Below are 12,895 nucleotides of genomic sequence, written 5' to 3'. Positions count from 1 at the left end.
ACGGTTCGCTGCTTGCGATCCCTACGGAGCGGCACGCCCCGCCGCCTTCTCCGCCGCCATCCGCCGCAACAGGCTGACGAACCGCCCCTGCAACGGCGTGGGCATCCACTCGGTCCGCCGCGTCATGGCAATGCGCCGCCAGAAATCCTTCCCGGGCGAGCCAATCTCGACAAGGTGCCCCGCGCGGCTCTCCAACAGGAACTGGTCGCGCGACATCAAGGTCAGCCAATCCCCCGCCAACATCATCCCGCGCATGATGAGCACCGAGGCGCACTGCAAGCGAATCGGCGGCGGCTCCACGCCGCGCACGTGAAACATGCGCTCCCAGTTCAATCGCAGCGGTACGCCACGTGCTGGCACGACCCACGGGTAGCGAAGCAGGGCCTGCGTGGTGAGGCGGCCGCCACGCAGCGGATGCCCTGCCCGGCCAACGATCACCAGCTCATCGTCGAACAAGCCTTCCTGCACGACATCGCGTGCCGGCACCGTCTGCCGCTCCGAGCCGATCAGCAAGTCCATGTCACCCTGGCGCAGCCGAGCCAGCAACTCAAGATATGGCCCCTCGATCACCTCGACCGCCGCACCCGGATACTCGGCGGCAAACGTCGATAACAGTTGCGGCAAGAAGTGCGCTCGCGCGACGGGGAGCACGCCAATGCGGATGAATCCGGTACCCGCATCGTCACCACCGCCGATCTCCTCGATCGCCGCGCCGAGCTCGGCCAGCATCAGGCGCACGTAATGCACCAGGTTCGTGGCCGCATCGGTGGGGCGAATCGAGCGGCCCACGCGCACCAGCAGCGGCACGCCCGTCACTTCCTGCAGTTCGCGCATGGCACGGTGCAAAGCAGGCTCGGAGACACCCACATCCTCAGCGGCGGCTGCATAGCTGCTAGTACCGACCACGGCGATCAATGCCCGCAACTGCGCCATGGTGATCCGCCGCTCCACATGCGCCAACGCCTGGCCACGCACGCCACGCCGGATGCGCTTGATGCCGCGAACGAGCAAGCGCAGCGCGACATCCACACGCCGCACGAAGCGCCGCCCGCCCTCGGTCAACTCGACCCCCGCCGCATGGCGATCGAACAGCCGCGCATCCAGCACACGCTCCATCTTCGCCACCGCATGCGCGAGCGCCGGCTGCGAGAGATTCACCGCTACCGCGGCGCCGCTCATGGTGCCCGCGCGGGCCACCGCCAGCACGGCATCGAGGTGGCGCAGGTTCAGGGCAAACACCCGTTGATCCATATCATTAACCTTTTTCGATAGCCTGATCGTAATTCGAATTTGGCGTAGATGGCAGTACGGCGCATATTCCACCCCGACCTGCGAGCTTGCCGTTTTTGCACTGCAACAAATATCGATAGCAAATGCGAATAGCAGCTTTGCGCCAACTCCATCCATGAGGCTCCCGTGATCCTGTTTGACACCCACACCCACGTCATCTCGCCCGACACGGCGACGTACCCGACCGACCCGATCGGCGGCAAGCAATCGGAGTGGTCGCGCGAGCGCCCGGTCGATGCAGAGGGCCTGCTGCGCGCCATGGATGCCGCTGGCATCGAGCGGGCGGTGGTGGTCCAGGCCTCCACGGTGTACGGCCACGACAACCGCTATGTGGCCGAGACCGTACGCGCCCACCGCGACCGCCTCGTGGGCGTGTATTCGATCGACGCCATGGCGCCCGATGCCGTCGAGCGGATTGATTACTGGCAGGACCAGGGCCTGTATGGGTTCCGTCTGTTCACCACCGGCAGCACCATGCCTGGCCAGGCGGCGTGGCTGGGCCACCCGGATTCCTACCCTGCGTGGGCCCACGCCGAAGCCCTTGGCATTCCGGTGTGCTTGCAGATGACCATGGATGGGCTGCCGGTGCTCCGCGACCTGCTGACCCGTTTTCCGAAGGTGCGCGTGCTACTTGATCATTGCGCACGGCCTGACCTGAGCGATGGCAAGCCGTATGCCAGCGCGCAAGCCTTGTTCGATATGGCGGCGTACCCCGGCGTGTACCTGAAGCTCACCAACCGCACGCTGGAAGCGGCGGCCCACGGGCCATCCACGCCACGCGACTTTCTCGCTGCCATCCTCGCCGCGTTCGGCGCCCAACGCATCGCCTGGGGCTCCAACTTCCCGGCGGCCGCCGGCACGCTGGCAAGCCTGGTGGCCCAGGCTCGCGCGGTGCTCGGTGACCTTGCGCCCGCCGCACAGGCTGCGATCGGCCATGGCACGGCGAGCGCCCTCTACCCGTTCGCTCGCGAAGGCGCTGCCGCATGAGCACGCCCACGCTCCGCACCGTGCTGGGTAACTACCCCCACACGCAGCCGCTGAAACAAGGCTCGCTCCCGCACGCCGGCGTGTCGCTGGATTTCGTCGACGTATCGCCCGTGCACAAGGCGTTCGCCCCAATGGTGCGCGATGCCGCCTACGATGTCTGCGAGCTGGCGATCGTCACCGCGCTGCAGGCGATCGCATATGGCGCACCAGTCATCCTTCTCCCGGCCGTGGTGGCTTCCCGCTTCCAGCGAGGATGTATCGTGGGCTGGGAGGCGAACGGCATCCCGGATCCCACGGCGCTGGCTGGCAAACGTATCGCCGTGCGTGCCTACACCCAGACCACCGGCATGTGGGTACGCCACCATCTCTATGAAGATTTCGGCCTGGATGTGAAAGCCGTCGAGTGGATCACGCAGGATCCCGCACACGTCGCCGAATATCAGGATCCGCCGTTTGTCTCGCATATCCCCAAGGACAAGGCGCTCACCGACCTGCTGCGTGCCGGCGAGGCGGATGCGGCGATTTTCGGCAACGATTTGCCGAAGGAGCCGGGCTTCACGCCGCTGATCGCCGATGCGGAAGCACGCGATGCGGCCTGGTGGAACACGCACGGATTCATGCCGATCAACCACATGGTCGCTGCGAGCCAGGCGGCTTGCAAGGCCACGCCCGACGCCGTGCGCGCTGCCTACCGCCTGCTGAAGGAGTCCGCCAGCCACGCCGCCACAGCCACGGGCAAGCCCGTACCGTACCGGTTCGGCTTCACGGCACTGCGCGACCCGGTGGCGTACACCATCGAAGCCTGCCGGCGCCAGGACCTGCTGCCACGCACGTTGAGCGTTGACGAGGTGTTCGCCCCCGCCATGGAGCTGCTCGGCCATGACGGCGATTGACCTGCACCCCACGGAACCCCGGATGACCGCTAAACCCGCAATCCAAGAGACCCCGCGCCCGGTGCGCAAACGCCGCTTCTATCAGGACCTGACGTTCCAGGTGCTGGCAGGCATGGCGCTCGGCGTGCTCGTGGGCGCGCTGGCACCCGATGTTGGCGAGCAGCTGAAACCGCTGGGTGATGTGTTCATCCGCCTGATCCAGATGGTGGTGGGCCTCATCATCTTCTGCACCGTCACCCATGGCATCGCCAGCGTGCGTGACCTTGGCAAGGTCGGCCGTATCGCCATCAAGGCGATCGTGTACTTCGAGATCGTCACGACGTTCGCCCTGGTCATCGGCCTTGTGACCATCAACATCCTTAAGCCCGGCGTGGGCATGCACATCGACCCGGCCGCGCTGCACAGCTCGGCAGACAAAGTGCACCCCGCGGCGAACATGAGCTTCGGCGAGTTCCTGCTGAACCTGGTACCGAAGTCCGCGGTGGAAGCGTTCGCACAGGGCGAGATCCTGCAGATCCTGGTGTTCTCGGTGTTGTTCGCATGCGGCCTGGCCTCGCTGGGCGATCGCGCCAAACCGGTGCTCGATGTCGTGCACCTGGTCTCGCAGGCGCTGTTCTGGGTGATCCGCGTCGCCATGAAGATCGCGCCCATCGCCGCGTTTGGCGCCATCGCCTTCACCGTGGCGAAGTTCGGCCTGCAGACGCTTATCCCACTGGCCGCGTTGATCGGCGAATTCTTCCTCACCTGTGCCATCTTCTTCGTGATCGTGCTGTGGCCCATCGCGCGCTGGTCGAGCTTCAGCCTGTGGAAGCTGATGCGTTACGTGCGTGAGGAACTGGTGCTGGTGATCGGTACCAGCTCATCGGAAAGCGTGTTCCCGCAGCTCACCGCCAAGCTCACCAAACTGGGCGTGCAGGAATCGGTCGTTGGCCTGGTCTTGCCCACGGCGTATAGCTTCAACCACGACGGCACCTGCCTGTACTTCGCTGCCGTGGCCGTGTTCCTGGCGCAGGCCACGGGCACCGCGCTTGGCTGGGAACAACAACTCGGCCTGCTGCTTGTACTGCTGGTGACATCGAAGGGCGGCGCAGGTGTCGCAGGTTCCGCCATCGCCGTGCTCGCCATGACCCTGGCGGCGACCAAGACCATTCCGGTCGGGAGCATCGCGCTGATCCTGGGCGTGCACCGCATCCTCTCATCCGCCTTCGTCTTTACCAACATCGCCGGCAACTGCGTCGCCACGCTGGTCGTTGGCAAGTGGGAGAAAGCCGTCGATACGGAACGCCTCGAGGAAGAACTCACCCAGGGCTACCGCCCCGCCTGATCCACCACCTTCAAGTCTGCCCGGGGAGGGGACGACTCATGATGTTTCACCGCAAAACCTTCGGCTGGAAAGCCGTGGGCTTGGGGGCACTTTGCTGCCTCGCCGCTACCAACGCCGTCGCCGCGCAGGATGATGCGGATACACAACCCAGCACGTCGTTGAACGCACTGCAGAAGCTGGCCGCCGATGGCGTGTTCATCCGCGCCAACCTGATCAACCAGTACGCGACCAACCCACGCGGGGGCGTGGACCAGGGCCGCACCAACGTGGGCCAGTTCAATATCGGCGCCGATTTCGATATGCAGAAGCTCGCCGGCATCGCCGGCGGCAGCTTCCACTTCACCGTTTACCGTGACTACGGAAATGGCCTGAACCACGACGTGACCGGCACGTTCGCGAAGCAGCAGTACATCTACAAGAATGAATACCCGCGCTGGCACCTTGGCCTGTTCGCCTGGGAGCAGAAGTTCCTCTCGAACAAGCTGGATATCCTGTTCGGCCGGTTGGGCACCACGGCGTACTACGCGCACCTGGCCACCAACTGCCAGTTCATGTCCGGCACCACATGCGGCGTGCCGCGCCTGATCAACTCCGAGGCCGGCTACAGCCTACTGCCGTCGGCGACGTGGGCGTTGAACGTAAACTACAAGCTCACCCCGCATTCGTATATCGAAGCGGGTGCGTACGAGGTGAACCCAACCACGTCGGCAAGCAACGGCCTGGATTTCTCGATCGCGAACGCCAACGGCGTCACCTTCCCGGTGGAATGGGGCTGGGTAAAGATGGACCCGGTGGAGAACCCATACGGCTTCGAGATCAAGGCGGGTGGTTACCTGAGCACCGCGCCGCTATCCGATCCGTACTACAACACCGCGGGCCGCTCGAAGGGCCGTTATGGCGGTACGGCACGTGAGGCGGACTCCAACCGCTCCGGCGTGTACCTCATGGCCGATCGCATTGTCTGGCGCCCCAGCCCGGGCTCCTCGCGTAACCTGGATGTGTTCGCGGGCATCGCGCACCAGCTGGAAACCGACGAGATCATGCGCCGGCAGATCTACACCGGCTTCGTGCTCACCGGACCGTTCGCTGCCCGGCCTACCGACACCATCGGCCTGAACGTGTCGTACTTCCGCATGACGGACGCCGAGGAGGCTTACCTCAACGATGCGCGTATCAAGGCCGGCGGGCATGGCAAGAACAACCCGAATCAGGTCACGTTCGAGGTCAACTACGGCTGGAAGCCGGTACCGGGCATCACGCTGATGCCAACCATCCAGTACTACATCCACCCGGATAACTCCGGCATCCCCGCGACGAAGACGGTGCCGAAGAACCTGCTGGTGTATGGGTTGAACCTGCAGGTGAACATTTCGCGGTTGTTCGGCTTGCGCCGGCCCGCGGCCGTCGAATAAACCGGGCGCCAACGCTTTGTAGGAGCCCACCCTGTGGGCGACATCTTCTCGCGATATCGCCACAGGGCCTGCATCGATATCGCGAACGGCGTCGCCCACAGGGTGGGCTCCTACATGAGGGCGATGATGAATTACTTCACGGGGCAATCGTCGCGGCTGTTGTCGGCGATACCTGCAATCACCCACTTCCCATCCTGCTTCACCAGGTGCACCAGGTCGGTACCGCAATGCACGACCTTGCCATTCAAGCGGAAGTCGTAGCGCGCCCAGATGATCGCCAAGTTGTCGTCGATGCGGACCAGCGGTTCGTAGATGCGCTCCTCGATGCTGTCCTTGCCCGGCTTGATGTGGTCGATGAAGCCTGAGAGCGTGTTGCGGATGACCTTGTCCTTGCGCAGCAATGCCACGCTGCCATCGGGCTGCACGGTGGCGCGCATGGCCGCCTGGTCGTACTTGGCCATGCCATCGAGGAAGGCCTGGAACGGGGCAAGCACCGCCTGGTCGGCTGCGCTGGTCGCGGCGAATGCGGGTGCGGCGGCAAGCAGGCAAGCGGCGGCGGCAAGTGTACGAACGAACATTGGGTTCCCCTCCCCGGTGGATGTCGTGCCGATGCTAGCCGCAGCAGAGCAGAAGATGCCTGTGTCTTTTGGGATGGTCATCGCAACTTCTTACGATGCGTTTCACGTGAAAACTGAACGTTTCGCACGAATCTGCTGCGTTGCCAGATGACAGCCGTATGGCACTCGCCCATCCTCCCCGCCGCGAGCGCGAGGGGCGTTCGCCCACACTAAAAACAACGTCACAAGACGCGGGGAACTCAATGAATCGTCGCCATTCGAAGCGGGGCCACGCTGTGCCCGCGCTGCGCGCGCGCCCTTTGGCCGCTGCCTGCGCCATGGCCCTGCTGCTGGCCTCCGGCGCCACCTGGGCCCAGGACCAGGGCCAGGCCCAGCCCCCACAGAAGCCCACCACGGCGCCCACAGCCGCCAATGCAAAATCGGCAAAGGATGAAAAGGCGAAGAAAGCTCCGAAGCCCACCAACAGTGACGGCGTGAGCAACCTCGATGCCGTGGTCGTCACCGGTATCCAGGCCTCGATCCAGAACTCACTGAGCGCCAAGCGCAACTCCGGGAACATCATCGAAGCCATTTCCGCCGAGGACATCGGCAAGCTGCCCGATAGCAGTATCGCCGAGAGCCTGGCCCGCGTGCCTGGCCTGGCGACCCAGCGCGTCGATGGCCGTGCCAACCAGATTTCCATTCGTGGCTTGTCGCCCGATTTCGTCGGCACCACGTTGAACGGGCGTGAGCAGGCCACCATCGGCGAGAACCGTGGTGTCGATTTCGACCAGTACCCCTCCGAGCTCATCAGCGGCGTCGCCGTGTACAAGACGCCCGATGCGGCGCTGATCGGCCAGGGCCTCTCCGGCACCGTCGACCTGCACACCATTCGCCCGCTGGACCTGCCCAAGCGCGCCATCGCCGTGAACCTGCGTGGTGAGACCACCGACAACGGCAACCTCAACCACGGCAGCGGCGTGGGCGATACGGGGCACCGCGCAAGCTTCTCGTACATCGACCAGTTCTTCGACCACACGCTCGGCCTCGCCGTGGGCGTGGCGCAGTTGGATTCGCCGATCCAGGAGAAGCAGTACCAGGCCTGGTGGTGGAGCCTGAACAACGGCTCGCAAGGCGCGGAGAACAACTGGGGCGCCCCGCACACGCCGGGCCTACCGGATAACGTGCTGTCGCAGGAAGGCATGCAGCTGCGCGCCAAATCCGAGAACCAGCTGCGCAACGGCATCATGACGGTGCTCGAGTGGGCACCGGATGACCATTACCACTCCACGCTGGATCTGTACTACTCGACGTTCGACCAGAAGACCAACCTCAACGGTGTGCAGTGGTCGAGCAGCCCCTACGACAACGTGTCGTATTCGAACGTGGGCCTGGAGCCGACCCTGCCCTACCCGCTGGTCACCACCGGCCATATCGACGGACTGAAGGCGATCCTGCAGAACGAGTACACCAAGGAGAAGGACAACCTGTTCTCCGCGGGCTGGAACAACCAGTACGACTTCGGCAACGGCTGGATGATCAACGCCGATGCGTCGTACTCCATGGCCAAGCGCCGCCTGCACGATGCGTACCTGTTCGCCGGCCTGCCCGGCCAGGAAACCAGCTCGACGGACTTTGCGACACCGATCCACGAGCACTTCCCGGATTTCACCCCGGGCACTAACTTCGCCGACCCGTCGCTGATCCAGTTCACCGACCCGAACAATTACGGCTACAACGGCCGCGCGGAGTACGACAAGCAGAAGGACACGATCAAGGCCTTCCGCCTGGAGGTGACGCACCCGGTCGGCTGGATTTTCAGCGACTTCACCCTGGGCGCGAACTACTCCGATCGCCGCAAGACGAAGTCGGCCGATGTGTTCTTCGCATGGCTCAATGGCAATGGCTCCGACTCGGCCACGTATGTGCCTGGTTATGGCATGCCGATCGATCCGTCGTTCCTGAGCGGCATTACCGACCTCAGCTACGGCGGCATTCCCGGCATCGTGAACTACGACGTGAATGATGCGCTGGGCAGCCAGTTCTACCTCACCCAACGCAACGGCCAGTCCGACTGGAGCCGTAACTACACCGTGCGCGAGAAGGTGCCGGTGGCGTACATCAAGTTCAACCTCGACACGAGCCTGGGCGGCGTACCGATCACCGGCAACCTGGGTGTGCAGGCAGTGCGTACGGACCAGTCCTCTACGGCGCTGCAGACCAACGGCGATACGCTCGTGGGCCGCATTTCCGATGGCACGCGATACACCAAGGTGCTGCCCAGCCTGAACGTCGTGGGCGAGATCGGCGAGAACCAGTACCTGCGTTTTGGCCTGGCCAAATCCATGGTTCGCGGCCGTATCGATGATGAAAAGGTCGCCACCTCCGCAGGCGTGGCGGAAGTTACTGACGGCCCGGCCGCCGGCCAGGTGCTGTGGTCCGGCAGCGGCGGCAACCCGAAGCTGAAGCCGTATGTCGCGGTGGGCGCCGACCTCAGCTGGGAAAAGTACTTCGGCAAGGCCAGCTATGTGGCCGCCGCCGTGTTCAACAAGAACCTGTTGAACTACATCTATAACGAGACGGTGCTCGATTACGACTTCTCGAAGTACGTGAACGATAACCCGACGCTCACCCCAACGAGCACGCGCGGCTCGTTCACCACGCCGCAGAACGGCACCGGCGGCAAGATCAAGGGCCTGGAACTGCAGGGCGGCATCGAGGGCGGTCTGATCGCATCGTGGCTCGATGGTTTCGGCGCGCAGGGCAACTTCTCACTGACCAACAGCACGCTGCCGGTAAGCGCTGTGTCGACGATCCCGGGAAGCCCGAGCACCCTGCCCGGCCTGTCGCGCAAGGTGGCCAACCTGGCGCTGTACTACGAAAAGTACGGCTGGTCGTTCCGCATCGCCGAGCGCTACCGCTCGTCGTTCACCGGTGAGGCAGTCGCTCTGTTCGACCAGCTTGGCTACAACACCGTACTGGCGGACAAGCAGACCGACATGCAGATCGGCTATGAATTCCAGGAAGGCACTTACAGCGGCCTGAGCGTGCTTCTGCAGGTGAACAACCTGACCGACTCGCCGTACAAGACCGCACAGACCTCGGCACTGCCGAACAACGTGAAGATCCAGCGCCCGCTGGAGTTCGACACGTACGGCCGCACGATCATGTTTGGTATCAACTACAAGCTGTAGCGAACCGCTCCTGCAAAAAAGGCCTTCCCTGTGGACCGGCCGTTTTGTAGGAGCGCGTTACAACCAGGGTGCGTCGGGAGCCGGCTGGCCCAGCGAGGTCTCGGCCTTCAGTGCACACGCCCAACACGGCAACGTCACCTGGCAGCCGACTTCTTCATCGACGTAGGTGACTTCGCCGGTACCGTTGCAGATGGGGCATGGGGTGCTGGGGTCCATGCCCACCGTTATACGCCGCCGCTCAGGCCCGGTCGATGTAGCCGGCGAAGCAACCGTAGGCGGCGTAATGGGCATGCACATAGGCCACGCTGGCCGTGCCCAGCATGCGCCGGATCGCGTCATCCAGCTGGCGGCCATCGACAAGGGTGGCGTGATCGATCAGGTGCGCGGCGTTGAACGCACGGAGCGAGATCATCCGCGTGGCCATCACCTCCGGCACCTCGTCCAGCATTTCCGCGGCCTCGGTGGCACCTTCACGAACGAACACCGCGTGGCTCGCGTGGTACGGGCCCGCGGCTGGCTGGTGGGTGAAGTTCAACAGCAGTAGCGATTCGCCGCGACGGGCGTTACGCAGTTCAATGCGCTCCGGATAGCCGGTATCGTCACCCGCCACCATGCGCAGGACACCGCGCTGCTTCAGCTCGGCTTCGTCGCGCCCATAGAGCGAAAGAAAGGGGGTGGGATCGATGCCGCGGATGCGGTAAGCCATGACGTTGCCTCCGTTGGGGATGGCGCTATCGTCCGCCCGCGCTTGCGCCCGGGCTATCCGGGTCTTGCGGCGTAACCTTCGTCCCTTGACCACATAGGGCCACCGCTCGACCATCGACAAAGGGAAACCACCAGGGATAACCATGAGATACCTGCTCGCCACCGCGCTGCTGCTCGCCCTGCCCGTGCACGCCGAAGACTGGGCGGCCGACCTGCGCAAGGATGCCCAGGCGATGCACGACGATATCGCCAGCAACCACCCGGGCCCGGTGGATCCGCTGAATCCCGGGTTCGCCGCAAAGAACGACAAGGGACTCGCACTGGCGCTCCAGCGCGCGCAGACCACGACGAACTACCCTGGTTATTTCTTCGCGTTGCAGGCGTATGCCGCAAGTTTTGACGACGGCCACCTCAGCCTCGTGCCGGCCGACATGGCGAAGGAACCCAAGCTCGACCTGCAATGGCCCGGGTTCCTTACCAACTTCGACACGAACGATGTGCAGCGCGTCGTGACCCGTGCCGCGGATGCGCCCGTGCCGAACGGGGCACGCCTGATCGGCTGCGACGGGATCGATGCGGCGACACTCGCCCAGCGCAATGTCGGCACGCAGTTCGGCCGCTGGAGCCTGCACGCAAGCCGGGTGATGCGCGGCGCGCGGCTGTTCGTTGATGCGGGAAACCCGTGGATCCAGCGTCCGCGCCGCTGCACGTTTGACGTAAACGGGAGCACCCGCGACGTGGACCTGGTGTGGCGCCCGTTCACCGTGCCTGAGCGTGAGCTGCACCTGCCGGCCGCATGGCACCGCGCGGCCGAACCCATCGGCCTGACGACGCTTCCCGATGGGACGGTCTGGATCGCTCTCAGCGACTTCGATGGCGACCTCGACAAGCCTGCGGCCAAGGCGCTTACGCCGCTGATTGCGCAGATCGCGGCCCAACGAAACACCATTCTGGCGAGTCCGCGTGTCGTGCTCGATCTGCGCGGCAACAATGGCGGCGACTCAACATGGGCCATCCGCGTGGCGCAGGCCCTCTGGGGCAAGGAAGCCTTCGAGAAGGTCAACGTCGAATCCACCGCCGTCGACTGGCGCGCCTCCAGCGGTGTAGCCGACCGGCTGAAAGGCATCCTTGCCATGTACGCCGCCCATCCGGATACGCCGATGGATGACGTGACCTGGATCCGGAAAACGCTCGCCGGTGTCAACGCAGCCATCGCCGCACACAAGCCGTATTTCCACGATGCCTGGGACCCGAAGCCGGCCACCCCACCCCCGCCACCCACCCATGCGCGCATCTACATGGTGACCGACGCGGGCTGCGCCTCTGCTTGCCTGGATGCCGCAGATATTTATCTGGCCCTCGGCGCGATCCATGTTGGCGAAGAAACCAGCGCCGATACCTTGTACATGGATGTGCGCACGCCTGTGCTGCCCAGCGGCTACGGGAAGCTATCCGTGGCGATGAAGGTGTACCGCGGCCGGCCACGAGGGAACAATGTGCCGCTGGTACCGCGCTACCGTTACCCGGGCGACGTGGCCGACACAACCACGCTGGAGAAGTGGATCACCGAACTCTGACGCGACGCGCCCCGACAAGAAACCGTGATCAGGGGGCGCTATCGCGGCGGAAGCGTGCCGGCGTCGCGCCCATCACGCGCAGGAAGGTTTTGCCGAAGGCGGATTCGGAGCGATAGCCCACGCGCTCGGCGACGGCGGCGGCGGTGAGTTCGCCACGGCGTAGCAGTTCGGCGGCCAGATGCATGCGCAGCAGGGTGAGCACTTCGTGCGGCGATTGCTTGCCTTTCGCTTCGAAGTGGCGGGCGAAGGTGGCGCGTGACATCGCCGACTGCGCGGCGAGGGATTCGACGGTCCACTCCTTCGCGGGTTCACGCAACATGGCCAGCATGGCGCGACCGAGCCGCGGATCAGCCAGGAGGGTCAGCAGCGACGGCGGCATGAGGTTGCCTTCCATCTGCGCGCGCAAGGCAAACACGAGCAACGCCTGGCTCAGCGCCGTGACCACGGCGAGCGCGCCCGGCGCCAGGGTGCCCACTTCGTCACGGAACACGCTGACGATCGCCTCGAGCGTCGGCAGCCCGTGGCGATCCGCCAGTGACGCCTGCACCACGTCAGGCAGGCTCGCGAACAAGAGCTGCCCCGCGTCCGGCGCGTGCACGAAGCGGCCGCAAAGCAGGTCCAGCACCTGGCCCTCGCCGGCCGTGCGCTTGATCGTGAGCGGGCCGGAGGTGTCCAGGGACACCGGCGCTTCCTGCTTCACACCATGTGTATCGCGGATCCGGTGGCTGGTGCCATGCGGCAGTACCACCAGATCGCCAGCGCGCAAGGCCAGCGTGCGCCGGCCCGGGAGCTCCATGACGCCTTCCCCGGCCAGCACAAGGTGAAACGGGGCCTCCCCCGGCCCCGCGTCCTCGTGATCCAGGCTGAAGCCGCCCGCCAGCTGGCAACGCAGGTCGAGTGCGCCGCGCACGCGGGCAAGTTCCAGGATCCGGGTCAGTGCGTCCATGGTTCGATCA

At 64.7% G+C, this 12,895-nt stretch carries 11 protein-coding genes; 6 read left to right on the top strand and 5 right to left on the bottom strand.

Annotated features, from left to right (window positions below; all coding sequences use genetic code 11):
- Window positions 1-21: 21 nt before the first annotated feature.
- Window positions 22-1,251 (bottom strand): LysR family transcriptional regulator, encoded by a 1,230-nt coding sequence (locus L2Y97_RS10210; protein ID WP_247436317.1) that lies wholly within the window; start codon window positions 1,249-1,251, stop codon window positions 22-24.
- 165 nt (window positions 1,252-1,416) lie between these two features.
- On the opposite strand from L2Y97_RS10210, the gene L2Y97_RS10205 reads away from it, so the two are divergent.
- Genes L2Y97_RS10205 through L2Y97_RS10190 form a run of 4 tightly spaced genes read left to right on the top strand, consistent with a single transcriptional unit; the run spans window position 1,417 to window position 5,906 of the window.
- Window positions 1,417-2,277, top strand: a complete 861-nt coding sequence (locus L2Y97_RS10205) for an amidohydrolase family protein (protein WP_247436316.1) — start codon at window positions 1,417-1,419, stop codon at window positions 2,275-2,277.
- On the top strand, window positions 2,274-3,170 hold the full coding sequence (locus tag L2Y97_RS10200; RefSeq protein ID WP_247436314.1) for a transporter substrate-binding domain-containing protein: 897 nt from the start codon (window positions 2,274-2,276) through the stop codon (window positions 3,168-3,170). The genes L2Y97_RS10205 and L2Y97_RS10200 overlap by 4 nt, the downstream gene beginning before the upstream one ends.
- Window positions 3,171-3,192: 22 nt before the next feature.
- The gene (gene dctA / locus L2Y97_RS10195) at window positions 3,193-4,494 is read left to right on the top strand and encodes a C4-dicarboxylate transporter DctA (RefSeq protein WP_247436312.1); all 1,302 of its coding nucleotides are present in this window, start codon (window positions 3,193-3,195) and stop codon (window positions 4,492-4,494) included.
- 38 nt (window positions 4,495-4,532) lie between these two features.
- A complete protein-coding gene (locus tag L2Y97_RS10190) occupies window positions 4,533-5,906 on the top strand; it encodes a carbohydrate porin (protein ID WP_247436309.1) in 1,374 nt (457 codons plus the stop codon).
- A gap of 131 nt (window positions 5,907-6,037) precedes the next feature.
- On the opposite strand, the gene L2Y97_RS10185 is transcribed toward L2Y97_RS10190, so the two are convergent.
- Window positions 6,038-6,484 (bottom strand): nuclear transport factor 2 family protein, encoded by a 447-nt coding sequence (locus L2Y97_RS10185; RefSeq protein ID WP_247436306.1) that lies wholly within the window; start codon window positions 6,482-6,484, stop codon window positions 6,038-6,040.
- Between the two features lie 242 nt (window positions 6,485-6,726).
- Between L2Y97_RS10185 and L2Y97_RS10180 the strand changes: the two genes are divergently transcribed.
- Window positions 6,727-9,657, top strand: a complete 2,931-nt coding sequence (locus tag L2Y97_RS10180) for a TonB-dependent receptor (RefSeq protein WP_247436303.1) — start codon at window positions 6,727-6,729, stop codon at window positions 9,655-9,657.
- Between the two features lie 57 nt (window positions 9,658-9,714).
- Here L2Y97_RS10180 and L2Y97_RS10175 read toward each other — a convergent pair whose 3' ends face one another.
- Together L2Y97_RS10175 and L2Y97_RS10170 are read right to left on the bottom strand one after the other, a co-directional pair.
- Entirely contained in the window at window positions 9,715-9,873 is a 159-nt protein-coding gene (locus L2Y97_RS10175; RefSeq protein ID WP_247436300.1) for a hypothetical protein, read from the bottom strand.
- A gap of 22 nt (window positions 9,874-9,895) precedes the next feature.
- Window positions 9,896-10,363, bottom strand: coding sequence for a DUF1203 domain-containing protein (locus tag L2Y97_RS10170; RefSeq protein WP_247436298.1), 468 nt, complete (start codon window positions 10,361-10,363; stop codon window positions 9,896-9,898).
- Between the two features lie 142 nt (window positions 10,364-10,505).
- Here L2Y97_RS10170 and L2Y97_RS10165 point away from each other — a divergent pair, with 142 nt between their 5' ends.
- A complete protein-coding gene (locus tag L2Y97_RS10165) occupies window positions 10,506-11,939 on the top strand; it encodes a S41 family peptidase (RefSeq protein ID WP_247436295.1) in 1,434 nt (477 codons plus the stop codon).
- A 28-nt stretch (window positions 11,940-11,967) separates the two neighbouring features.
- On the opposite strand, the gene L2Y97_RS10160 is transcribed toward L2Y97_RS10165, so the two are convergent.
- Complete coding sequence (locus L2Y97_RS10160; RefSeq protein WP_247436292.1) at window positions 11,968-12,885, bottom strand: AraC family transcriptional regulator; 918 nt, start codon at window positions 12,883-12,885, stop codon at window positions 11,968-11,970.
- Window positions 12,886-12,895: the final 10 nt, after the last annotated feature.

Source organism: Luteibacter aegosomatissinici, assembly GCF_023078495.1.
Lineage (GTDB): Bacteria > Pseudomonadota > Gammaproteobacteria > Xanthomonadales > Rhodanobacteraceae > Luteibacter > Luteibacter aegosomatissinici.
This window is presented reverse-complemented; position numbering and strand designations above follow the sequence as displayed.